The 21,948-nt window shown below is 70.0% G+C and carries 18 protein-coding genes; 10 read left to right on the forward strand and 8 right to left on the reverse strand.

Annotation, left to right across the window (positions count from 1 at the left end; genetic code table 11):
* Positions 1 to 390: DUF1697 domain-containing protein (locus VGF12_RS17530; protein WP_331177332.1), on the forward strand; the 390-nt coding region annotated here is incomplete at its 5' end.
* 13 nt (positions 391 to 403) lie between these two features.
* Here the strand turns inward: VGF12_RS17530 and VGF12_RS17535 are convergent.
* Together VGF12_RS17535 and VGF12_RS17540 are read right to left on the reverse strand one after the other, a co-directional pair.
* Entirely contained in the window at positions 404 to 1,708 is a 1,305-nt protein-coding gene (locus tag VGF12_RS17535; protein WP_414710126.1) for a nitrate/sulfonate/bicarbonate ABC transporter ATP-binding protein, read from the reverse strand.
* Positions 1,708 to 3,435, reverse strand: a complete 1,728-nt coding sequence (locus tag VGF12_RS17540; RefSeq protein WP_331177333.1) for an ABC transporter permease subunit — start codon at positions 3,433 to 3,435, stop codon at positions 1,708 to 1,710. Before VGF12_RS17540 ends, VGF12_RS17535 begins: the two co-directional genes overlap by 1 nt.
* A gap of 259 nt (positions 3,436 to 3,694) precedes the next feature.
* Between VGF12_RS17540 and VGF12_RS17545 the strand changes: the two genes are divergently transcribed.
* Positions 3,695 to 3,907 (forward strand): hypothetical protein, encoded by a 213-nt coding sequence (locus tag VGF12_RS17545; protein ID WP_331177334.1) that lies wholly within the window; start codon positions 3,695 to 3,697, stop codon positions 3,905 to 3,907.
* Between the two features lie 58 nt (positions 3,908 to 3,965).
* Here the strand turns inward: VGF12_RS17545 and ribA are convergent, their stop codons facing one another.
* Positions 3,966 to 4,580, reverse strand: a complete 615-nt coding sequence (gene ribA, locus VGF12_RS17550; RefSeq protein WP_331177335.1) for a GTP cyclohydrolase II — start codon at positions 4,578 to 4,580, stop codon at positions 3,966 to 3,968.
* A gap of 86 nt (positions 4,581 to 4,666) precedes the next feature.
* Here ribA and VGF12_RS17555 point away from each other — a divergent pair, with 86 nt between their 5' ends.
* The 3 genes from VGF12_RS17555 (at position 4,667) to VGF12_RS17565 (ending at position 6,974) form a co-directional block, all read left to right on the forward strand.
* The gene (locus VGF12_RS17555; protein WP_331177336.1) at positions 4,667 to 5,362 is read left to right on the forward strand and encodes a dienelactone hydrolase family protein; all 696 of its coding nucleotides are present in this window, start codon (positions 4,667 to 4,669) and stop codon (positions 5,360 to 5,362) included.
* A gap of 99 nt (positions 5,363 to 5,461) precedes the next feature.
* Positions 5,462 to 6,103: a uracil-DNA glycosylase family protein gene (locus VGF12_RS17560; RefSeq protein ID WP_331177337.1), complete on the forward strand. Its 642-nt coding sequence runs from the start codon at positions 5,462 to 5,464 to the stop codon at positions 6,101 to 6,103.
* An 88-nt stretch (positions 6,104 to 6,191) separates the two neighbouring features.
* Positions 6,192 to 6,974 carry a hypothetical protein gene (locus VGF12_RS17565; RefSeq protein WP_331177338.1) on the forward strand — a complete coding sequence of 261 codons (783 nt, stop codon included), beginning with the start codon at positions 6,192 to 6,194 and terminating at the stop codon, positions 6,972 to 6,974.
* Here the strand turns inward: VGF12_RS17565 and VGF12_RS17570 are convergent.
* Positions 6,965 to 10,093: a diguanylate cyclase gene (locus VGF12_RS17570; RefSeq protein WP_331177339.1), complete on the reverse strand. Its 3,129-nt coding sequence runs from the start codon at positions 10,091 to 10,093 to the stop codon at positions 6,965 to 6,967. The two genes, VGF12_RS17565 and VGF12_RS17570, sit on opposite strands and share 10 nt — an antisense overlap.
* A 28-nt stretch (positions 10,094 to 10,121) precedes the next feature.
* Positions 10,122 to 10,586 carry an Lrp/AsnC ligand binding domain-containing protein gene (locus VGF12_RS17575; RefSeq protein WP_331177340.1) on the reverse strand — a complete coding sequence of 155 codons (465 nt, stop codon included), beginning with the start codon at positions 10,584 to 10,586 and terminating at the stop codon, positions 10,122 to 10,124.
* 88 nt (positions 10,587 to 10,674) lie between these two features.
* On the opposite strand from VGF12_RS17575, the gene VGF12_RS17580 reads away from it, so the two are divergent.
* A complete protein-coding gene (locus VGF12_RS17580; protein ID WP_414710127.1) occupies positions 10,675 to 14,235 on the forward strand; it encodes an L-glutamate gamma-semialdehyde dehydrogenase in 3,561 nt (1,186 codons plus the stop codon).
* 203 nt (positions 14,236 to 14,438) lie between these two features.
* Here the strand turns inward: VGF12_RS17580 and VGF12_RS17585 are convergent, their stop codons facing one another.
* Positions 14,439 to 15,392, reverse strand: a complete 954-nt coding sequence (locus VGF12_RS17585; protein WP_331177341.1) for a tripartite tricarboxylate transporter substrate binding protein — start codon at positions 15,390 to 15,392, stop codon at positions 14,439 to 14,441.
* A gap of 131 nt (positions 15,393 to 15,523) precedes the next feature.
* Here VGF12_RS17585 and VGF12_RS17590 point away from each other — a divergent pair, with 131 nt between their 5' ends.
* Together VGF12_RS17590 and VGF12_RS17595 are read left to right on the forward strand one after the other, a co-directional pair.
* Entirely contained in the window at positions 15,524 to 16,534 is a 1,011-nt protein-coding gene (locus tag VGF12_RS17590; RefSeq protein ID WP_331177342.1) for a LysR family transcriptional regulator, read from the forward strand.
* A 33-nt stretch (positions 16,535 to 16,567) separates the two neighbouring features.
* Positions 16,568 to 16,780: an oxidoreductase-like domain-containing protein gene (locus tag VGF12_RS17595; protein ID WP_331177343.1), complete on the forward strand. Its 213-nt coding sequence runs from the start codon at positions 16,568 to 16,570 to the stop codon at positions 16,778 to 16,780.
* Here VGF12_RS17595 and VGF12_RS17600 read toward each other — a convergent pair.
* Positions 16,750 to 18,303, reverse strand: a complete 1,554-nt coding sequence (locus VGF12_RS17600; RefSeq protein ID WP_331177344.1) for a methyl-accepting chemotaxis protein — start codon at positions 18,301 to 18,303, stop codon at positions 16,750 to 16,752. The two genes, VGF12_RS17595 and VGF12_RS17600, sit on opposite strands and share 31 nt — an antisense overlap.
* Positions 18,304 to 18,445: 142 nt before the next feature.
* Here VGF12_RS17600 and VGF12_RS17605 point away from each other — a divergent pair, with 142 nt between their 5' ends.
* Together VGF12_RS17605 and VGF12_RS17610 are read left to right on the forward strand one after the other, a co-directional pair.
* Entirely contained in the window at positions 18,446 to 18,862 is a 417-nt protein-coding gene (locus VGF12_RS17605) for a hypothetical protein (protein ID WP_331177345.1), read from the forward strand.
* An 86-nt stretch (positions 18,863 to 18,948) separates the two neighbouring features.
* Positions 18,949 to 20,823: an ABC transporter ATP-binding protein gene (locus VGF12_RS17610; RefSeq protein ID WP_414710128.1), complete on the forward strand. Its 1,875-nt coding sequence runs from the start codon at positions 18,949 to 18,951 to the stop codon at positions 20,821 to 20,823.
* A gap of 53 nt (positions 20,824 to 20,876) precedes the next feature.
* Here VGF12_RS17610 and VGF12_RS17615 read toward each other — a convergent pair whose 3' ends face one another.
* A complete protein-coding gene (locus tag VGF12_RS17615; RefSeq protein WP_331177346.1) occupies positions 20,877 to 21,896 on the reverse strand; it encodes a hypothetical protein in 1,020 nt (339 codons plus the stop codon).
* Between the last annotated feature and the right edge of the window lie 52 nt (positions 21,897 to 21,948).

Raw genomic sequence — 21,948 nt, forward strand, 5'->3', positions numbered from 1 at the left:
TCCACGCCCCGCGCCACTTCTGCGGCGTTGCTGCAGAAGCGCGTCGAGGCCGCGATGCTGGAGGGGGCCGGCTATCGGTTCGCGACCATCGTGCGCAGCATCACGCATCTGCAGCGCCTGCTCGACGCGCGGCCCTTCGCGCAGCACAAGCTGCCCCCGGGCGGCAAGTGCGTCGTGACCTTTCTGCGCGAGCCCGATGCGGTGGCCGAGGTTCAGCTGCCCCTCACGCTGGACGATGCCAGCGTGCTCGAGCGCCGCGGCGGCGAGGTCTTCTGCGTCTACGTGCCCAACGACAAGGGACCGGCCTTCATGCGGCTGCTGGAGAAGGCCTTCGGCAAGGCCATCACGACGCGTACGCTGGATACCGTGGCCCGCTGCGCCCAGGCCTGACAAGCTGCTGCGCTCAGTCCTCGCCGGCCTCAGGCAGGTGGATCAGCCCGGTGTGGAAGTCGTACTCGAAGACCTCGCCATAACGCGCCCATTCGATGGCGACGCGCAGCACACGCTCGGCCTCGGCCGTGTCCATGCTGTCCATCAGCAGTTTCAGGAAGGGCTCTTCCTTCAGCTCGCCATGAGCCTCCTGCTCCAGGCTGTGCCGGATGAAGGCAGCCAGCGGAACATGCGCCAGCAACTGTTGGCCGAAGATCTGGCGACGGAACTCATGGCTGCCCTCGACGTAGCGGTGGCCCAGCGGTGTCATCAACAGGTCGCCGCCGCTGAGCTGGGCCAGATCCAGGCGGTGCAGTGCATCGGCCAGCGGCAGCACGGCCTCGTCGGTGAGTTCGCTCTCCTCCACCAGCTGCGGCAGGTCGGCGCGACCGTTGAAGGGCTCGTCGGCCAGCAGTTCCAGCAGGCTCTCCATGCGGCCTACCTCGGCCTCGGGCAGGCGGTCGGACAGGTGGGGCCTGGGCGGCTCCTCGGCGGCGCCCGGGACCCCGCCCTGGGGCGTGGCGCTGGTCATCAGCTTGTAGACCTCGTCGATGAGCAGCCGCACCTCGGCGCTGTCGGCGCGGCGCGGGCGCGGCAGCGTGATGGGCAGCTCGGCGCGCACCCGGCCCGGGTTGCTGGCGAAGATCAGCACGCGGTCGGCCATCATGACGGCCTCCTCGATGTTGTGCGACACCACCAGCATGGCCTGGGTGGGCATCTGGCCGCCGTCCCACAGCGCCAGGATCTCGTTGCGCAGCCGCTCGCCGGTCAGCACGTCCAGCGCCGAGAAGGCCTCGTCCATCAGCAGCACGGCCGGCTGCATGACCAGGGCCCGTGCCAGGCCCACGCGCTGGCGCATGCCGCCCGACAGCTCGCGCGGCAAGGCGCCCTCGAAGCCCGCCAGGCCGATCAATTCGATGGCGGCCGCCGCGCGCTGGGCGCGCTCGGCCGTTCCGACACCGGCCGCCTCCAGGCCCAGCTCGACGTTCTGCTGCACGGTCAGCCAGGGGAACAACGCGAAGCTCTGGAACACCATGGCGATGCCCTGGGCTGGCCCGAACAGGGGTTGGCCGCAGTAGTGCACGTCGCCGGCGTCGGCCGGGATCAGGCCGGCCATGATGCGCAGCAGGGTGCTCTTGCCCGAGCCCGACTGGCCCAGCAGCGCAACGATCTCGCCCCTGGCCAGCGTGAAGTCCACGCGTTCCAGCACCGTGCGCAGGCTGCCGTCGGCGGACTTGAAGCCTTTGGCGACGTCCTTCAGTTCGATCAAGCGGTCCATCAGAAGTGCATCCTTTCTTCCGCGATGCGGTACAGCCTGCGCCACACCCAGTGGTTGAGCGCCATCACGAACACGCACATGACGCCGATGCCCAAGGCGATTCGCGGGAAGTCGCCCGCGGTCGTCATTTGCTGGATGTAGCTGCCCAGGCCCGCGGCCTGCAGCTTCGTGTCGCCCCAGGTCACGTACTCGGCCACGATGCTGGCGTTCCAGGAGCCGCCGCTGGCCGTGATGGCGCCGGTGACGAAGCTCGGGAAGATGGCCGGCAGCAGGTAGCGCCGCCAGGCCAGCCAGCCCTTGAGCCCCAGGTTCTGAGCGGCCAGGCGCAGCTCGGTCGGGATGGTGGAGGCACCGGCCACGACGTTGAAGAGCAGGTACCACTGCGTGCCAAGAATGATGAGGGGCGACAGCCACAGGTCGGGGTCGAGCCGGTACTTGACGATGACGAGCACCGCCACGGGGAACACCAGGTTGGACGGGAAGGCGGCGAGGAACTGCGCGATGGCCTGTACGCGGCCGGCGATGCGCGGGTTCAGGCCGATCCATACGCCGATGGGCACCCAGATCAGCGACGCGACCGCGATCAGCAGCAGCACGCGCGCCAGCGTGTAGAAGCCGAGGCGAAAGACGTGCGCCGCTTCGCCCCAACCGACCTCGGTGTGGATGAAGCTCACCAGCCGCCAGACGGCGAAGAGCACGAGGGCGGCGACCACCGCGTCCCAGGCGCGTGCCCACAGTGGGTTGGGTGGGCGGGGCCGGGCGCGGATGGAGCGGCCGTCGTGGCGCAGCTTCAGCGGCGCGAAGCTGGCGGTGATCCAGCGGCCCGGCCACGTTCCGAGCCTTTGCAGCAGCTCGGTGCGACGCAGCCAGGTCAGCAGCCATGACTGCGGCGCATGCTCGCTGCCGGACTCCTCGAAGCGGAAGCGGTCGGCCCAGGCCAGCAATGGCCTGAAGAACAGCTGGTCGTACAGCAGGATGCCGATCAGCATGCCGAGGATGGCCCAGCCGATGGCGCCCAGGTCGCGGGCCTCGATGGCGACGGCGATGTAGGAGCCCACACCGGGCAGCTTGATGTCCTGGCCGGCCACCGAGATGGCCTCCGCGGCGACGACGAAGAACCAGCCGCCGCTCATGCTCATCATCATGTTCCACAGCAGGCCTGGCATCGCGAATGGCAGCTCCAGCCGCCAGAAGCGCTGCCAGCCCGACAGCTGGAAGATGCGCGCCGCTTCCTGCAGCTCGGCAGGCACCGTGCGCAGCGACTGATAGAGGCTGAAGGCCATGTTCCAGGCCTGCGACGTGAAGATGGCGAACAGTGCTGCCAGTTCCACGCCCAGCAGGTTGCCCGGGAACAGCGCGATGAAGGGCGCAACGGCAATCGCCTGGAAGCCCAGGATGGGAATGGACTGCAGGATGTCCAGCAGCGGCACCAGCACCTTCTCGGCCGCGCGCACCTTGGCCGCCAGCACGGCGAACACGCAGGCGAACACGACTGAGGCCGCGAGCGCGATGAACATGCGCAGCGTCGTGCGCAGCAGGTAGTAGGGCAGGTAGGCGACGTCCAGCGTCAGCGGCAGCGGCTCGCCGAGATGGAAGGGCCGGGTCATCTGGGAGGCCGCAAGGCCCAGCAGGCTCAGGACGGCCAGAACGAGCGGCAGCAGCGCCCAATCCCAGCGATTGAACGTGGCCTCGACGGCGGGGCGGGGGAAGAAGCGGCGGGCGTGCATGGTGGGCTGCGCAGGCTAAGAGGCCAGTGTCACCGCAGCATGAAGCTCCGCTGTCGCCAGCCTTGCGGCGGACTGGCGGGCGACCACGTCCGGTTTCAGATCAGGCGTCTTGAATCCCTAACAGCACAGCTCGTCGCCGTAGCTTGCAATTCAGCAGTGCAAGCGGCGCCTTCTCCTACAGGCGCTCACCCCCGGCGGCCTAAGGTTGGCAGTGTGGCAGCGCGCGGTGCGCGGCCTCATCTTCTGTGAAGGAACCCTCATGTCCAACCCACGTCAATCCGGTGACAAGCAGCCGCACGGCAGTCAGCAGAACATCCAGCAGGGCGGCCAGGGCCGCGACCAGAATCCCGGCCAGCAGAGCCAGTCCGGTACGGGCCGTGACACCCCGCAGCAGGGCGGTTCGTCCGCCGGCCGCGACCACCAGAGCCCGCAGCCCGGCAAGTCCGGCCAGCAAGGCAGCAAGCAGCGCTGATCTCAGGCGCCGGCATCCTTGCCCCGCCCGGCCTGGAGGCCGCGCGGGGCCTTCGTGTTCACTCGAACAGATGGCCCAGGTCGTGGTGGCCCATGGACTCGGCCTTGGTCCGCAGATAGCGCTCGTTCTCGGGGCCGGGGCGGGTCAACGAGGCCTCGCGCTCCACCACTTCGATGCCGAACTCGGCCAGCGCTGCCATCTTCAGCGGGTTGTTGGTCAGCAGCCGGATGCGGTTCACGCCCAGGGCTCGCAGCATGCAGGCGGCGGCGTCGTAGCGGCGCGCGTCAATGGGCAGGCCCAAGGCGGCATTGGCCTCGATGGTGTCCTTGCCAGCATCCTGCTCGGCATAGGCACGCAGCTTCTGCACCAGGCCGATGCCCCGACCTTCGTGCCCGCGCATGTAGACGATGGCGCCACGACCTTGGGCGGCGATGCGCTTCATCGCGCTCTCCAACTGGGGCCGGCAGTCGCAGCGCAGCGAGCCGAAGACTTCGCCCGTCATGCACTCGGAGTGAACGCGCACCAGCGGCGCCTCCTCCCCGGGCTGCCCGGCCAGGTCGCCGAGGCTCAGCACCACATGCTCCTGACCGCTGTTGCTCTCGCGAAAGCCGTGGATGACGAACTCCCCATAGGGCGTGGGCAGGCGGGTGGAAACGATGTGTTCGATCTTCATGGCGAGCCCGCATTGTCCCCCCGCGCGGGAAAACCCGTGGCAAATGCGGCAGGATGGGCCTCCACACCGACCGCAAGGAACTCACCATGGCTCAGAACATCCACTTTCAGCGCCCCGATGGCGGCCCTCTGTCGGGCTATCTCGCCGAGGCCAACCAGCCGCTGGGTGCGGTGGTGGTCATTCAGGAATGGTGGGGCCTGAACGACCAGATCCGCGGCGTGGCCGATCGATTCGCCAGCGCCGGCTTCACGGCGCTGGTGCCGGACCTCTACCGCGGCAAGCGCACCGTCGAGGCCGAGGAAGCGCATCACCTGATGACGGACCTGAACTTCGGCGATGCCGCGTCGCAGGACGTGCGCGGCGCCGTGAACTACCTGAAGGCCCTGAAGCTCGGCAGCGGCAAGGTGGGCGTCACTGGCTACTGCATGGGCGGCGCGCTGACGGTGCTGGCCTCGACGCTGGTGCCCGAGGCTGATGCGGCCGTCGTCTGGTACGGCATGCCGCCACTCGCATATGTGGACGCTGGCAAGATCAGGATCCCGCTGCAGGCCCACTGGGCCACGCAGGACGAGTTCTTCCCCATTGCGGGCGTCGACGACCTGGAGATCAAGTTCGCCGAAGCCGGCGTGGCCTACGAAGGCCACCGCTACCTGGCCCACCATGCCTTCGCCAACGAGACTGCCCAGGGGTCGCATCGCATCCCGCAGACCCAGTACGACGCGGCCTGGGCGCAGCGGGCCTGGGACCGGGCGATGCGGTTCTTTGGCAAGCACGTGGGATGAGCGGCGCCTGCCGTTTCGTTCGCTGCGACGGGACAGGGCGGGTCACCCGGAGTTCCTGGGCGTGAGGTCGAGAGCGCCAGGCCGCGCAACGGCATCCGCATGAAGACAGGCGACGCTTCGACCGTGACGCTGCAGTGCCTGCTCCCCGAGCTGCGCGCCTGCACGGCTTGCGAACCGGCCCTGCCCCTGGGCGCCAAGCCCATCTTCCAGCTCGACTCGCGTGCCCCCATCCTCATTGCCAGCCAGGCGCCGGGCCGCGTCGCGCACGAAAAGGGCCGCCCCTTTGATGACGCCAGCGGCGATCGCCTTCGTCAGTGGCTGGGTGTGTCGCGCGAGACGTTCTACGACCCGACCTGCTTCGCCATCTTTCCGATGGGCCTGTGCTTCCCCGGCAAGGCAGCGTCGGGTGACCTTCCTCCGCGGCGGGAATGCGCGCCGCTGTGGCGCCAGCGGGTGCTGGCGGCCCTGCCCCAGGTGGGGCTGACCCTGGCCATTGGCCAGTATGCGCTGGCCTGGCATCTGCAGCGCAGGGCTTCGGTCGATACGCTGGTGGCGGGCTGGCGCGAACACCTTGCGCAGGGCCTGCTGCCGCTGCCCCACCCGAGCCCACGCAACCAGGGCTGGCTGAGGGACCGACCGTGGTTCGAGGCAGAGCTGTTGCCGGCACTGCGGGAGGCGGTCGCGCAGCGTCTGGGGCCGCCGGCTCGCCGCGGTGCGGTCCGGCAGCCAGAACGCGCGTGACCGCGCATCCCTAGACTTGTGGAGCGCCTGCGGCCGCAGGTCGGGAAGAGCCCGGATAGGCGCGCTGCCGATCCGAACGACCATGTGCATGCCCCCGGGCGTGCCCGGTCCCGTCCGGCGCCGCGCGGGGCTTTCCGGCGTTTTCACGCAAGGACCTGAAGTGAGAAAACTCCAAAAGCTGAGAGAGTTCTGGAGGGCCTCTGTCGCCAGCATCTCCATTTTGCTGGGCATGGTGGTGCATCGCTTCGTGGAGACCATCCCGCTGGAAATCCAATTCGTCGTCGGTCTACTGGCGGTCGGCCTGATCATCCACCTTTCCGAGATCGTGCTGACGGCCTTGATCGACAGCGCCCCGAGTCTGCGCCGCGCCATCCTGGGTGACCGCTTCGTCGAAGGCATCTGGGTGGAGGTGGTCCACGACCAGCCCGAGGGCGAGCGTGCCAAAGTCAAGTACGGCGCACTCCTGAGCATCACGTTTTCCGATGGCGAACTGGCCATCGCCGGCGATGTCTACGACGCCGAGGGAGGCACCCCGCTCGGGGCTTTCAGTTCCAGGCGTGTGGTCTTCGAGGACGAGTTCTCGTACGTCTACGACCAGATCGTCCGCACGCAGATTTCCATGCGGCAGGTGGGTTTCGGCCTCTTGTTCTTTGGCAAGGGGACCGGACGCCCCATCACGTTCAACGGCTACTTCGTCGATCCGAACTTTCCGAGGCCGTTGGGCGTCTATGGCAAGAGGCTGGATGACAAGCTGGTGGCGACGCTGAAGGCAGACGACAAGGCGAAACGCGCGCAGGTCATGAATTTCGTCAAGGAATACAAGGAGACCGTCACACCGGCGGCGCGGCCGGGCCCGCCGGATCAGGCATAGGACGGATGCGGGGGCGAGTCCTGGGCGCCAAGCTTGCGCGTTTCGCCGCCGGCTGCGCGCACCTGCAGGCGCGGCTCCTGCGGCCAGGCCTCGGCGTCCAGATCCAGCTCGTCGGGCCTCAGTCCGGTGGCGCGCAGCGCGCCCAGGTAGCCATCACGGCCCTGTGCCTTGGCGGCATAGAGGGCGGCGTCGGCCAGGCTCAGCGTGGCATCCCAGTCCCAGACGCGAGGTGCCTCGGGGTCGAGCGGGAAGACGGCAAAGCCGATGGACACGCTGACCGGCAGCGTGCGTCCGTCGGGCAGCGTGAAGGGCTGCTCGCGCACCGTGGCGCAGAAGCGCGCCGCCAGCTCGGTCGCGCCACTGCGCGCGCCGCCACGTGCCAAGGCCAGGAACTCCTCGCCGCCCCAGCGCACCAGCACGTCGCTCTCGCGGAAGACCGTGCGCAGCCGGCGCGCGAACTCGACCAGCACCTTGTCGCCTGCGGCGTGGCCGTAGCGGTCGTTGATGCGCTTGAAGTGGTCGATGTCCATCAGCATGACGAGCAGGTCGGCTTCGTCGTCAGGGTTGCTGCGACGCGGTTCCGTGTAGTGGCGCAGGCACAGTTGCAGGTCGGAGGCGACGCGCGAGTCCAGGTAGCGGCGGTTGCGCAGGCCGGTCAGCGGGTCGGTGGTGCTGGCCTCGCGCAGCTCCACGGTGCGCTGCTCCACAAGGGCCTGCAGCGCCGCCTCGCGGCGAACCAACTGGGCCGTGCGACGTGCCACGCCCCAGCGCAGCAGCGCCCAGGCCCCGCCCAACAGCGCCAGCAGCGCGCCGGCCTGGGCCCAGCGCGTCTGCCACCAGGCCGGCAGCAGCTCGACGTCGAGCAGCAGCGGCCGGTCGCTCCATACGCCGTGGTGGTTGGTGGCGTAGACCTCCAGTCGGTAGTGGCCCGGCGACAGACCGCCGTAGCTCGCGAAGCGGGCACTGGCGTCGGTGAACGCCCAGCGCGGGTCCCAGCCGTCCAGGCGCATCATGTAGTGCAGCTTGGCGGGGTCGATGTAGTCCAGCGCGGCGAACTCGACGGCGAAGCTGCGCGTGCCCGCCGGGAGCTTGAGGCCTTGGCTCAGATCCTGTTCCGGGCGGTAGGGCTGACCGTCGCGGCGCAGGCTGCTGACGACCACCGGCGGCGCGTAGCGCGACGGCGCGAAGGCCAGCGGCTCCACCACGAGCAGACCCCGGCTGCCGGAGAACAGCAGGCGACCGTCGGGCAGGGCGGCGTCGGCGAAGAAGCGCGGCGTGCCCATGGGTGGGCCTTCGGCGCCGCTGAGCTCGTCGAGGCGATCGCCCGCCGGGTCATAGACGGACTGCTGGCTCCACACCCGGCCCTTGCCGTCTTCGTGCAGGTTGACGCCGAAGGGCCGGCCCGGCGCGCCCAGGCGCTCGCTGATGCGCTCGAAGCGCGCGCGGCCCTGTTCGTCATAGCCCTTGAGCCGGTGCAGGCCGCTGACGGCCGTGTCCACGTAGAGGCTGCCATCGCGCGTCAGCAGCAGGCCCAGCACGGCGGGGAAGCCCAGCGCCTCGCCGGGCGCACCCTGCAGCTCGACGAGTCGCTGACCGTCCCAGCGGAACAGGCCGGCCAGCGCGCCTACCCAGAGCTGGCCGCCGCCGGGCACCGCGCGCAGCGCATGCACGCCGCCTCGCAACGGCTCGCCGTCGGCGCGGCGTGCACGCTCAACGCGCGCGGCCTGCGGCGAGGGCAGGCGATAGAGCCCGTCCTGCATGCCCACCCAGACCTCGCCCCCCGCATCGGTCGGCAGCACCATCACGCGGTGGGCTCGGCCGCCCTCCAACGGCCAGCTGGCGAGCAGGCGGGCGCTGCGCGGCTCGCGGCGCTCCAGGCGGCCGTTGGCCACCAGCCAGATGCTGCCGTCGGGCCCCTCGGCGAGGTTGTCCACCGGCGTGTCGGCCTCGCGCGGCCAGCGACCCACGGTCTGCAGCTGCGTGTCCAACAGGGCCACGGGGCCGCTGTGCGTGGCCACCATCAGCAGGCCATCGCGGCGGGGCAGCAGCCCGCGCAGGTCGCTGCTGGCCAACGGGCTGGCGGGATCGGCGTCGGGGCCGCGCACCGCCAGTGCCGGGTGCCGGTGGTGGCGCTGCAGACCCACGCCATAACCGCCCACCCACATGGAGCCCGTCTGGTCACGCAGCAGCACGTTGACGTCGTTGCCGGCCAGCCCGCCGGGCAGGTAGGGGTTGTGGCGCAGCTGGCGTACCAGCGCGCCGCTGGAGCCGTCCAGCCAGGCGATGCCATCCGTCAGGCCGGCCCAGATCGTGCCGTCCTCGCCCTGGGCCAGTGCCTGCACGCCGCCCTTGAAGCGCGCGGCCAGCCAGCGCGGCTGACCGTCGATCTCGATGCGGCCCACGCGCCCGTCCATGCTGCCGAACCAGAGCCGGCCTGCGCGGTCTTCCAGCAGGGTGCTGACGCCGGTAGCACCTTCAGGCAGCGCGAGCTGCGTCCAACCGCCCTTGGCGCCGCGATGGGCGAGGCCTCGCCAATGGCCGGCCCACAGCGTGCCGTCGCTGCTCACTGTCAGCGCCAACACGCGGCGCTCCGGTTCGCCGTCCACGATCAGGGGCTCCGGGTCGAAGCGCCCGGTCTTGGGCTCGAAGCGCAGCAGGCCCTGGCCCAATGTGCCCATCCAGACCCGACCGGCGTCATCCTCTGCCAGCGCGCGAATGGGCGTGGGGCGCTCGCTGCCGCTGCCCAGCATGCGCACGCGGTCGAAGGCCGGCTCGTACCGCGCCAGGCCATTGACCTCGGTGCCGATCCACATGCCGCCATCGGCCGCCGCCGCCAGCGAGCGCACCCAGCCGAGGTTGCGCTGCACAGGCGTGGCGCCTTCGCGTTCGATGGGGCGCAGGCGGTAGCCGTCGAAGCGGGCCAGGCCGTCACTGGTGCCGATCCAGATCAGGCCCTGCTTGTCCTGGGCCAGACTGCCCACTACGTCGCGCGGTACCCCCACGGTGGCGAACTGCGGCTCCATCGCGCTGGTCAAGGGCTGCGCGGCGGCGAGCGGGGCCAGGGCGGCCAGCAGCAGCGCGGTCAGGCCGCGCCAATGCGTGGGACGGCGTGCAGTCATGGGGGCGGATTCCATCACAAGGCGGGCCTCAGAACGGCAGGGCATTCGTCGACTTGACTTCCTCCATCACTGCATAGGTTCGCGTCTCCCGCACCCCGGGCAGCGACCAGATCACGCTGCCGATGAATTCCCGGTAGGCGCCCATGTCCCGCACCCGCGTCTTCAGCAGGTAGTCGAAGCCGCCGGCGACGAGGTGGCATTCCAGTATCTCGGGCCGGGCCTGCACGGCGGCCTTGAAGGTGTCCATCACGTCCTGCACGGTACGGTCCAGATGCACTTCGATGAACACCAGCATCGCCGCGCCCAGCTTGGCCGGGTTCAGCCGGGCTTCATAGCCCAGGATGTAGCCGTCACGCGTTAGCCGCTTCACGCGCTCCAGCACGGCCGTGGGCGAGAGATGCACTGCCTCCGCCAGTTTGAGGTTGGAGATGCGCCCGTCCGCCTGCAGCACGCGCAGCAGGCGTTCGTCGATCTTGTCGAGGCTGTCGCTCATCAGGATTTTTCACTACCAATGACTTGATTCTCGGAATTTAATCCAATAGCTCCCTGGATACATTGCCGCATCTCACCAGGAGTACGCCATGTCCTCGCCCTTCGTTGCACCGCCTGAACATCCCCGCCTGCCGGAGGCCTATCGGCCCGAAGCCGGCGTTGTGCAGGCCCTGGCCGAGCGTGTCGGTGGCGCGCTGAACTGGCCTGACGTCATCGCGACCGCTGGCCCCTGGGTGGAGCAGGTGCGCAACAACCCAGCGCCGTTCTGGGCGATGGAATCGCTGCTGCGGGAGTACCCCATCACCAGCGCCGAGGGCCTGGCGCTGATGCGCCTGGCCGAAGCGCTGCTGCGCGTGCCCGACGCGCCGACGGCCATCGCGCTGACGGCTGACCAATTGGGCCGCGCCGATTTCGACGGCGCCAGCGAAGGCAGTCCGCACAAGATGCTGGCCGCACTGTCGGCCTCTGCCATCTCTCTGTCCAAGCGTTTCCTGCCCGGTGCCGACGATGACGGCGGCCTGTTCAAGCGCCTGGGCGCGCAGACCGTCGTGGCGGCCACCGTGCGTGCCATCCAGCTGCTGGGCCGCCAGTTCGTGCTGGGCCGCAACATCCAGGAGGCCATGGGCGAAGCCGATGCCGCGCGCAAGCAGCAGAAGCAACTGCGCTTCAGCTATGACATGCTGGGCGAGGGCGCGCGCACGGAGCACGACGCGCTGCGCTACCAGGCGGCCTACGTTGGTGCCATCCAGGCCATCGCCGCCGGCCGGCGCGCCGAGTCGCCCGAGGGTTCGGACGGCATCTCCATCAAGCTCAGCGCCCTCTTCAGCCGCTACGAGGTGCTGCAGCGCGAGCGCGTCTTCGCCGAGCTGCTGCCACGCGTGTGGCGGCTCATCGAGCTGGCCGCCGAGGCCAACATCAACCTCACCATCGATGCCGAGGAGGTCGACCGCCTGGAGCTGTCGCTGGACGTGCTGGACATGCTGGCGGCCAAGATCGCGATCGTCTATCCGCAGTGGCGCGGCTTCGGCCTCGCGGTGCAGGCCTACCAGACGCGCGCGCTGGCGGTCGTCGACGAGGTGGCAGCCATCGCCCGCAAGCATGGCCTGCGCTTCATGGTGCGCCTGGTGAAGGGCGCGTACTGGGATGGCGAGATCAAGCGCGCCCAGGAGCTGGGACTGGCCGCCTACCCGGTGTTCACCCACAAGCAGCACACCGACGTCAGCTACCTGGCTTGCGCCCGCGCGCTGATCCAGCACGCCGACGTCATCTACCCGCAGTTCGCCAGTCACAACGCCGGCACCATCGCCGCCATCGTGCAGATGGCGCGCGCCACCGGCGCCCAATTCGAGATGCAGCGCCTGCACGGCATGGGCGAAGGCGTCTACCGCGAAGTGCTGAAGGACGGCAGCATCCCCTGCCGTGTCTACGCCCCCGTGGGCGAGCACCGCGACCTGCTGGCCTACCTTGTGCGGCGGCTGCTGGAGAACGGCGCCAACTCATCGTTCGTGCACCAGCTTGCCGACCCCGGCGTGCAGGTGCCCGAGCTGCTGGGCTCGCCGCTGGCCGAGCTGCGCAACAGCAGCGCGCTGCCCCTGCCGCCGGCCCTGTACCTCGACGAGCAGGGGCGCGGCCGTGCCAACTCCACGGGCGCCGACCTGACCGCGCCGACGCAGCGCGCGCCATTGCAGGCCGCGCTGGAATCCACACTCGTCCACGAGGTGGCCGTGGCCACGGCGGCGGACGTCGACGCCGCCATGCAACGCCTGCAGGCCGGCTTTGCCGGCTGGAACGCCACGCCCGTCAGCCAGCGAGCTGCCCTTCTGCGCCGCGCCGGCGATGCGCTGGATGCGCGCCTGCCCGAGTTCTGCGCGTTGCTCGTCAAGGAAGCCTTCAAGACTCAGGCCGATTGCGTCGCCGAGGTCCGCGAGGCCGTGGACTTCCTGCGCTACTACGCGGATCAGGCTGAGGCCGACGCGGCGTTGATGCAAGGCCGCGGCGTCTTCGTCTGCATCAGCCCGTGGAACTTTCCGCTGGCCATCTTTGCGGGCCAGGTGGTCGCGGCGCTCGTGGCGGGCAACACGGTGGCCGCCAAGCCGGCCGAGCAGACGCCCTACGTCGCGCTGAAGCTGGTCGAGCTGCTGATCGATGCCGGTGTGCCGACCGACGCCCTGGCCCTGCTGCACGGCGCAGGCGAAACCGTCGGCGCCGGCCTCGTCGCGCATGCCCACACTGCCGGCGTTTGCTTCACCGGATCCACGGCCGTGGCCCAGATCATCAACAAGGCCCTGGCCGCCAAACCCAACTCGCCCATCCCGCTGATCGCCGAAACCGGCGGCCTGAACGCCATGGTGGTGGACTCCACGGCCCTGCCCGAGCAGGTCATCGACGCGGTGGTGCAGAGCGCCTTCCGCTCGGCCGGCCAGCGCTGCTCGGCGCTGCGCCTGCTGTGCGTGCAGTCCAGCATCGCCGACGGCGTCATCGAGATGCTCTGTGGGGCGCTGGCACAGCTGCATGTCGGCCGGCCTGCCGACCTCGCCACCGACGTCGGCCCCGTTATCGACGATGAGGCCCATGCCAACATCAGCCAGCATGTCGAGCGCCTCAAGCGCGACGCGAGGCTGCTGGCCGAGGCGCCCGTGGCCGATGCCATGCCGCGCCAGATCCGCCCCGTCGCATTCGAGCTGCCGCGCATCGCGCACCTCGGCGAAGAGATCTTCGGCCCGGTGCTTCACGTGGTGCGCTTCGAGGACTCGGTCGACGACGTCATCCAGGAGATCAACGCGCTGGGCTATGGCCTGACGCTGGGCATCCAGACGCGCATCGACAGCCGCTCCCAGCGCCTGGCCGACACGGCGCGCATCGGCAACGTCTACGTGAACCGCAACATCATCGGCGCCGTGGTGGGCGTGCAGCCCTTCGGTGGCGAAGGCCTGTCGGGCACGGGCCCCAAGGCCGGCGGACCGAACTATCTGCGCCGCTTCTGCGCCGAGCCGCAGCTCGAGGCTCCGTTGCCGCCACTGGTCCTGGACGGCCGTGCCACCGGCGCCCTGGCCGTGGCCGCCGACGCCGGCTGGCGCGACGCGCCGCTGGCCGAGCGCATCGCCACGCTGCGCCGCGCCGCCGACACGCTGGATGCGCCTGTTGCCCATGCGCTGCGCGGCCTGTTCAGCGCGGCCCAGACCCTGTTCGCGGACCAGACCCTCCCCGGTCCCACCGGCGAGAGCAACACGCTGCGCCACCATGCCCGCGGCGTCTTTGCCGTGCTGGGCCGTGCCGATGCCGGCCTGGCCGCAGTCGTCAGCGCCTTGCTGGCCGGCAACAGCGCGATCTGGCTGGGTGGCGATGAACGCGCCCGCCAGGCGCTGTTGCGCGCGGGTCTGCCCACCCATGCGTTGACCCTGCTTCCTGATGCGACGCTGCCCGGCCTGCTCGCCGCGCCCCAGCTGGCCGGCGTGGCCCTGGCGTCCTCGGACGCCGCCACCGCCCATGTGTTGGCCCAGGCGCTGGCCGATCGTCCCGGCGCCATCCTGCCCCTCGTCTGCGCGGCCGGCCATGTGCGCCAGCTCTACCGCTTCGCGGCGGAGCAGACGCTGACGGTCAACACGGCGGCGGCGGGCGGCAACGCGGCCTTGCTGGCAGGCGTGCACTGAGGCGGCCTCCCGGCCGACCGGACAGAAAAAGGCCCTCTGCGGGTGGCAAGCCACCGGGAGAGGGCCAAATCCACCCAGGGGCGGTGGAGGAGACAAGCGGTATTGCGATGTCGCAATGTTGCGATGCAGCATAACCGAACGCGTGCCGGTTTTTGTGACAAAACGGCGTCAGTGGCGGAGGCACCGTCTGCAGGGCGGCGCCCTCATTCCTGCGGAATGTCGTGCTCCCGCACAAACCGGCGCCAGGTCTGGGTGGCGGTGTCGATGGCCTCGGCCAGCTGCTCGGGCGTGCCGCCGGTGACGCGCAGGCCCTGGGCCTCCAGCGTGTGCCGCAACCCCGGCCCGGCCAGCACACGGTTGACCCCCTCGGCGAGGCGAGCCACCACGTCGGGCGGCGTATGCGGGGGCGCGACGAGGCCGTTCCAGCTCGGCAAGGCCTCCACCGCGAGGCCCGCCTCGGCCATGGCCGGCACGTCAGGGACCGCCTCGCTGCGGTCCGGCAGCGTCGCCAGCAGCCGGAGCCTGCCGCTCCTGACATGTGGCAGGGCCGGCGCGAGAGGGCCGATGTTGAACTGCACCTCGCCGGCGATCAGGTCGGGCAGCAGCTGCGCGCCGCCCTTGTAGGGCACGCGCAGTGCGCGTGCCCCGGCTGCACGCAGGTACGCCACGGCAGCCATGTACTCGCTGAGCACGCCGGTGGCGTAGCTGAGCTGGTCGGGGTGGGCACGGAGGTAGGCACCGAACTCCTCGACCGTGCGGGCCGGGATGCGCGGGTTCACGAACAGGCCGTAGACCAGATTCATCACCGGCGCCACCGGCGTGAGCTCGTTCATGGACTTCAGCGGCGAAGAGCGAACGAGGATGGGGAGGCCGGCCATGGAGCCCGAGGCCCACAGCAGCGTCTTGCCGTCGGGTGGGGCGGTGAGCAAGGCCTGCACGGCCGGCACGCCGTTGCCACCAGGGCGGTTTTCCACCATGACCTGGCGGCCCGACTGGCTGGCCAGGGCCTGGGCGACGATGCGGGCCGCCGTGTCGGAGGCGCCGCCAGCGGGCGTCGCGACGATGACCTTCAGCGGGTCCGCCGCGGCGGACCGTGCCGCGGCATGCAGTCCGAGGCCCGCCAGCCCGGCGGCGAGCAGGAAGCGGCGCTTGTTCATGGAGGGCTCCGGGTGGGTGGCGATGGCCTCAATGTAGGAAGCCGGTCAGTGCCCGGGAAGTCGCGCCGGGCTGCATCCGGCATTAACTTTCGGTTGATGCCAATCGGCAGCGGGAGGGCAAGACTTCGGCCATGGACAAGCTCAAGGCGATCCGCTACTTCCTGGCCGCGGCCGAGACGGGCAGCCTGGCCGGCGCGGCGCGGCGTCTCGAGGTCAGCGTGCCGGCGGTGCAGAAGCTGGTTGGCGCCCTCGAGCGCGAGCTGGGTTTGACCCTGCTGGAGCGCGGCACCCGGGGCGTGCGGCTGACGGCCAGTGGCAGCGAGTACCTCGATCAGTGCCGGTCTCTAGTGCAGGAGCTGGAGGCGCTGGGACAGGTCGAGCGCCGGCTCGGCGGGGCCGTCGAGCGGGTCGGCGGCACGCTCGTCGCGGCGGCCAATCCGCAGCTCGCCCACCATGTGCTGCTGCCGTCGCTGCCGCGTTTCCATGCGAGGTACCCGGACATCGAGATCGACTTCCGCACGGTCAACCGCATCGGCGATGCGGACGCCGCCGCAGCCGACGTGCTGCTGCTGCACGGCTGGCCGGAGGTGCCACCGGACTATGTGCACCGCCAGCTTGGCGGGGCGTGCAGCCAGATCATGGCGGCGCCCGGCTACTGGGCCGCCCACGGCGTGCCCGAGCACCCCTCGGAGCTGGGGCAGCACAACTGCCTGCTGCTGCGCAATCCCGCCGGCCTGCTGCTCGACCTGTGGGAATTCGAGCGCGATGGCACGCGGCTGGAGGTGCCGGTGCATGGCTGGCTGTCCAGCAATTCACGCGAGTCCGTCCTCGACCTCGTCATCGGGGGCCATGGCGTCGGGCGCTTCACGGAGCTGACGACGCGCCAGCACCTGCAGTCGGGGCGGCTCGTGCCGGTGCTGCGCGACTGGGACGTGCTGGGCGGCCCGCCGGTGAACCTGCTCTTCAAGGGCCGCGCGCGCCGCATGCCGCAGGTGCGCGCCTTCATCGAGCATGCGCTGCAGTGCCTGCGTGAGCTGGAGGCCGAGGGTGATGCGCTGGCGGCACGCATCCCGATGGACCGCCCGGCCTGGCATCAACGCGGCTACGGGAGGGCGTCGGCGGCGGCGCGCACGCGTCGGTGACGCGCTTGTGGCGTGGGCTCAGAATCGCTAGCGATGACTGAGCCCGATGTTCCCGACCCCATGCCCCAGCCGCCGCCCCAGCCCGACCTGGAGGCGTGCTGCGGCAATGGCTGCGACCCCTGCATCTTCGATCTCCACGACCTGGCGATGGACGAGTACCGGCGCGAACTGCGTGCGTGGCGACAGCGCCATCAGGCGACGGCCCCCGACATCGATCAGGCCAGCCGGAACACCGCCACCGACTGAACGAGCTGCTGGGCCTGTTGCTTCAGGCTCTCCGCGGCGGCGGCGGATTCCTCCACCAGCGCGGCGTTCTCCTGCGTGGCGCGGTCCATCTGCGTGACGGCCTCGCCTACCTGAGCCACACCGGAGCTTTGCTCGCGGCTGGCGGCACTGATCTCGCCCATGATGTCGGTGACGCGGCGGATCGAGGCGACCACCTCGTTGATCGTCGCGCCCGCGCCATCCACCTGGCTGCTGCCCAGCTCCACGCGCTCGACGCTGGCGGTGATCAGGGCCTTGATCTCCTTGGCGGCCTCGGCCGAGCGGCCGGCCAGTGTGCGCACCTCGCTGGCGACCACCGCGAAGCCGCGGCCCTGCTCGCCGGCACGCGCCGCCTCGACGGCGGCATTCAGAGCCAGGATGTTGGTCTGGAAGGCGATGCCATCGATGACGCCGATGATGTCGGCGATCTTGCGTGAGCTGTCGCTGATCTCGCGCATGGTCTGCACGACTTGGCCTACCGCCTCGCCGCCGCGCACCGCGACGCCCGATGCGGCCAGCGCCAGCTGGTTGGCCTGCTGCGCGTTGTCGGCGTTGCCACGCACCGTGCTGCCCAGCTCCTCCATCGAGGCGGCCGTTTCCTCCAGTGCCGAAGCCTGCTGCTCCGTGCGCGCCGACAGGTCATGGTTGCCCGAGGAGATCTCTGACGAGGCGGTCGCCACACCTTCGGCACCTTCGCGCACCTCGCGCACGATGGATGCCAGTCGGCCCTGCATCTCGTGCAGCGCCGTGAGCAGCTTGCCCGTCTCGTTGCTGCCGCCGCTGGTGATGTGCATCGCCAGGTCGCCGGCCGCGACACCGCTGGCCACCCGCACCGCCTCGTTCAGCGGGGCCGTCACCGTGCGGATCAGCCACCAGCTCAGGAAGCCCGCCAGGCCAAGTGCCACCAGCACCAGCACGACCACCTGGGTGCGCGCGCTGCTCGCCTCGGCCTCGGCGGCCGCTGTGGACAGGGCCATCAGCTTGTCGCCGAGCGCGACCAGTTCGTCCACCGCGCCCATGTAGGCGGCCTGCTTGGGCGGCAGGTCCACCAGTAGGCCCTGCGTGGCACCGGCGACGTCGCCGGCCTTGAGTTGTTTGATGATCTGGTCGCGCACGGTGCGGTAGCCCCCGCGCGCATCATTGAGCTTGGCCAGGCCGGCCTTGCCGGCCTCCGTGGTCATGATCTTGCCAAGCTGCTCCAGCGTCTTGGCGGTGGACTTGGAGCCCGCATCGATGACCGCGTATTCGGCGTCGATGGCGGCCTTGTCGCCGTTGCTGCCCAGCAGCACCAGGTTGCGCAGCGCACGTGCGACGTTGTTGTTCGTGTCGCGAATCGAGCCGAACGCCTTGACCTTGGGATAGCGGTCCTCCATCGCCAGCTTGAACTGTGCGTCCATCGCTCCGAGCCGGGCCCATGCGAGCGCGCCCATCAGCACGATCAGCAGGCCCATAGCCGCGAAGCCCAGCATCAGCAAGGTCGCGATCTTGGTGTTCTTCAAGCTCATCCCGTCATCCTTCCCATGCCCCGGCAGGGGCGGTCGGCAATTCTTCATCGCGACAGCCGCTTGCGGCGTATGCCGCCGGCGATGGGCATGGGATTTGCGGCAGGACTGCACAATCACAGCTCCCGGATTCAACGTCCGCCCCATGCGCCTGAAGCTCATCCTGTCCTTCGTCGCCCTGCTGCTGCTCGTGGCGGCCTGGTTCGCCTTTGCCTGGCACTGGAGCTACGCGTCCGGCGAGCGCGCCGGCTGGGTGCAGAAGTTCTCGCGCAAGGGCTGGATCTGCAAGACCTGGGAGGGTGAGCAGGCGCTGGTGTCGCTGCCCGGCTCCAGCACCGTCGAGAAGTTCCAGTTCACCGTGCACGACGAGGCTGCGGCCGAGGCCATCAACAAGGTGATGGGCCGGCGCGTCAACCTGCACTATGAGGAAAAGGTCGGCCTGCCGACCTCCTGCTTTGGCGAGACCCGCCATTTCGTCACCGGTGTCACGCTGGTCGACGAGATCTCGCTGTCGCCAGGCGTCACCGTGTCCCAGCCTCCGGCTTCGGCGGCCAGCCGCTGAGTGGCGCCTGGCCATCGAACTTGAGCGCGCGCAGGCCGCCCCGTCGCTGACGGGCCGGACGGCGTGGATGCCATGAGACGACAACGATGTCCGGCGACACTAGCCGGATGTCGTTGTTCCAGTCCCTGACCTCGCGCTTCGAGCGCCTCGTCGACCCCTATCCCGAAACCGCCGGCGCCGCCCCGCCGACGCGCTTCTTCGCCTTCCTGTGGCGCTGCGCCGACGGCGTGCGGCCCCACCTGTTCGCGGTCATGCTGTTCACGGCCGGCATTGCAGCCGCCGAGGCCTTGCTGTTCAGCCTGATGGCCTCGCTGGTGGACTGGCTGTCCACCCTCAAGCCGGCAGCGCTGTGGAGCCAGCCCCAGCCCGTCGTGCTGATGCTGCTGGGCGTACTGGGCGCCAGCATCGTGCTCGCGTCCGCCCAGGCACTGCTGAAGTACCAGGGCGTGTTCGGCAACTTCCCGATGCGGCTGCGCTGGATCTTCCATCGCCGCATGCTGTCGCAGAGCCTGGCCTTCTTCGGCGACGAGTTCGCGGGGCGCATTGCGACCAAGGTCATGCAGACGGCGCTCGCCGTGCGCGACACCTGGCTCATCGTCGTCGACATCCTCGTCTACGTGGCCGTCTACTTCGGCACTTTGGTCGGCATCGTCGCCAGCTTCGACGCCTGGCTGATGCTGCCCTTTGCCGCCTGGCTGGGCCTGTACCTGCTCGCGCTGCGCTTCTTCGTGCCGCGGCTGGGCAAGATCGCTCAGGCCCAGGCCGACGCGCGCAGCCTGATGACGGGCCGCATCACGGACGCCTATACCAACATCGCCACCGTCAAGCTCTTCGCCCATGGCCGGCGCGAGGCCAGCTACGCCAAGGCGGCCATGCAGGACTTCATGCTGACGGCCTACGGCCAGATGCGCCTCGTGACCGGCTTCGAGGTCGTCAACACGCTGCTGTCGGCGCTGCTCGTGGGCAGCACGGCGCTGCTGGCACTGTGGCTCTGGGGCGTGTCGGCCATCGGTGTCGGCGCCGTCGCCGCGGCCACCGCGATGGCGATGCGACTGAACGGCATCTCGCATTGGGTGATGTGGGAGATGGCGTCGCTCTTCGAGCACATCGGTACCGTCCAGGACGGCCTGGCCACGCTGTCCAAGCCGCAGGCAATCGCCGACGCGAACGACGCGGCCGAGCTGACCGTGACGCGAGGGGAGGTTCGCTTCCAGAACCTGCGTTTCGCCTACCCCAACGGCAAGGTCGTCGTCGACGGCTTGGACCTGACCATCCGGCCGGGCGAGAAGATCGGGCTCGTGGGCCGCAGCGGCGCCGGCAAGAGCACGCTGGTGAACCTGCTGCTGCGCCTCTATGACCTGCCCGAGAACGGAGGGCGCATCACCATCGATGGCCAGGACATTGCCGGCGTCACGCAGGATTCGCTGCGTCGGCACATCGGCATGGTCACGCAGGACACCTCGCTGCTGCACCGCTCGGTGGCCGACAACATCCTCTACGGCCGTCCGGGCGCCGACCCTGCAGAACTGACGCGTGCCGCCGAGCGCGCGCATGCCGACGAGTTCATCGCGACGCTTTCAGATCCCAAGGGTCGCACCGGCTTCGAGGCCTTCGTTGGCGAGCGCGGCGTCAAGCTCAGCGGCGGTCAGCGCCAGCGCATCGCCATTGCCCGCGTCATGCTGAAGGACGCGCCCATCCTGTTGCTGGACGAGGCGACGAGCGCGCTCGACAGCGAGGTCGAAGCAGCCATCCAGCAGAGCCTCTACACGCTGATGGAAGGCAAGACGGTGGTGGCCATCGCCCACCGCCTGTCCACCATCGCCGCGCTGGACCGCCTCATCGTCATGGATGCCGGCCGCATCGTCGAGCAGGGCTCGCACGCCGAATTGCTGGCGCAGAACGGCATCTATGCGCGCCTCTGGGCGCACCAGAGCGGCGGCTTCCTGGGGCTGGAGGACTGAGCAAGGCGTCGGACGGCGCCTGGGCGCCGCCGGTGGCATGCAGGCCTCTGGGCTCAACGCGGCGTCAGCCACGCACTCGCAGGCGGGGCTGCTCCGCGCAGCTGTGCGTCGAGGAACGCCGTGCTTAGCCGCGTGGCCTCGTTCAGATCGGCTTGCGCGGCCTCCGTCGCACTGCCGCTGCGAGGCCCGCGCGGCGCACCGCCGGCCGGGCCGCCGTTCATGCCTCCACCCATGCCTCCACCCATGCCACCGCGCTGCTGTCCGCCCATGGCCTCTCGGCCGTGGTGCTGGTCCTGCGCGTGCCAGCCGTCGGGAGCCAGCGTGCCGGACAGTGCGGCATGCGACGGGCCTGGCGGGCTCAACAGCCATCCGACGCCGGGGCGCAAGGTATCGAAGGCGCGGCGGCGATCGACGGGCTGCTTGACGAGGCCCAGCGCATCGCCGTCGGTGTCGCTCGTGATCAGCAGCGCGGGAGGCGTCGCTGCGGCCGCGGCCATGGGCGGCGGGCTGATCGCGATGACGGCGCGCGGCAGCCAGGTGCCCGCGTCGCTCCCCAGGTCCAGGGCCGCCTGCGCGCCGGTTTCGTAGCCGGCCACGGCGGCGCGCTGCCAGTCCAGCGCGGTGCCGCCCGCCTGAGGGCTGGCCTGCATCGCCGCGAGCAGGCGCCGCAGCGCATCCAGGCGGGCGCTACGCATCGCGTCGCCGTAGTGCACCTCGCCCAGTTCGCGGAACTCGCCGGCGCGCGCCAGCGGCGATCGCCAGGCGGCAGCGTCTTCCTCCAGCGGCTGCACCGCCAGCACCGCGTAGCCGGCCTTTGCCCAGGCAGCGGCCCAGCGCTGGCCGGCCTCGCTGCCCTGGCCGATGCCCGGCAGGTAGACGACCACCGGCAGTGGCCCGACGCCGCCGGCACTGCGCGTGACCGTCACGCGCCGGCCCAGCACTTCGAAGCTGGAGATCGACAGGTTCAGCTCCCGCGCGGCGGTCTCGGCCCAGGGCTTGGGGGACGGCGGCCCGCCGGCGCAGGCGGTCAGGGCAAGAGCAGCGGCGAGAGCGAGGGCACGGGCAGGCAGCATGGCCGGACGATAACTCCCGCGGCATGTTCGGATGCCAGGCCGTCGCTGCACT

Origin of the sequence: Roseateles sp. (genome assembly GCF_036404855.1) — a bacterium.
GTDB lineage: Bacteria > Pseudomonadota > Gammaproteobacteria > Burkholderiales > Burkholderiaceae_C > Pelomonas.

Coding starts and splice junctions, on each gene's coding strand:
- ribA (WP_331177335.1), bottom strand. CDS start 4,580: ATGAAGATCGAACACATCGTTTCCACCCGCCTGCCCACGCCCTATGGG.
- VGF12_RS17595 (WP_331177343.1), top strand. CDS start 16,568: ATGACTGAGCCCGATGTTCCCGACCCCATGCCCCAGCCGCCGCCCCAG.
- VGF12_RS17570 (WP_331177339.1), bottom strand. CDS start 10,093: ATGACTGCACGCCGTCCCACGCATTGGCGCGGCCTGACCGCGCTGCTG.
- VGF12_RS17590 (WP_331177342.1), top strand. CDS start 15,524: ATGGACAAGCTCAAGGCGATCCGCTACTTCCTGGCCGCGGCCGAGACG.
- VGF12_RS17600 (WP_331177344.1), bottom strand. CDS start 18,303: ATGAGCTTGAAGAACACCAAGATCGCGACCTTGCTGATGCTGGGCTTC.
- VGF12_RS17545 (WP_331177334.1), top strand. CDS start 3,695: ATGTCCAACCCACGTCAATCCGGTGACAAGCAGCCGCACGGCAGTCAG.
- VGF12_RS17555 (WP_331177336.1), top strand. CDS start 4,667: ATGGCTCAGAACATCCACTTTCAGCGCCCCGATGGCGGCCCTCTGTCG.
- VGF12_RS17565 (WP_331177338.1), top strand. CDS start 6,192: ATGCCCCCGGGCGTGCCCGGTCCCGTCCGGCGCCGCGCGGGGCTTTCC.
- VGF12_RS17535 (WP_414710126.1), bottom strand. CDS start 1,708: ATGGACCGCTTGATCGAACTGAAGGACGTCGCCAAAGGCTTCAAGTCC.
- VGF12_RS17615 (WP_331177346.1), bottom strand. CDS start 21,896: ATGCTGCCTGCCCGTGCCCTCGCTCTCGCCGCTGCTCTTGCCCTGACC.
- VGF12_RS17605 (WP_331177345.1), top strand. CDS start 18,446: ATGCGCCTGAAGCTCATCCTGTCCTTCGTCGCCCTGCTGCTGCTCGTG.
- VGF12_RS17560 (WP_331177337.1), top strand. CDS start 5,462: ATGAAGACAGGCGACGCTTCGACCGTGACGCTGCAGTGCCTGCTCCCC.
- VGF12_RS17580 (WP_414710127.1), top strand. CDS start 10,675: ATGTCCTCGCCCTTCGTTGCACCGCCTGAACATCCCCGCCTGCCGGAG.
- VGF12_RS17540 (WP_331177333.1), bottom strand. CDS start 3,435: ATGCACGCCCGCCGCTTCTTCCCCCGCCCCGCCGTCGAGGCCACGTTC.
- VGF12_RS17575 (WP_331177340.1), bottom strand. CDS start 10,586: ATGAGCGACAGCCTCGACAAGATCGACGAACGCCTGCTGCGCGTGCTG.
- VGF12_RS17585 (WP_331177341.1), bottom strand. CDS start 15,392: ATGAACAAGCGCCGCTTCCTGCTCGCCGCCGGGCTGGCGGGCCTCGGA.
- VGF12_RS17610 (WP_414710128.1), top strand. CDS start 18,949: ATGTCCGGCGACACTAGCCGGATGTCGTTGTTCCAGTCCCTGACCTCG.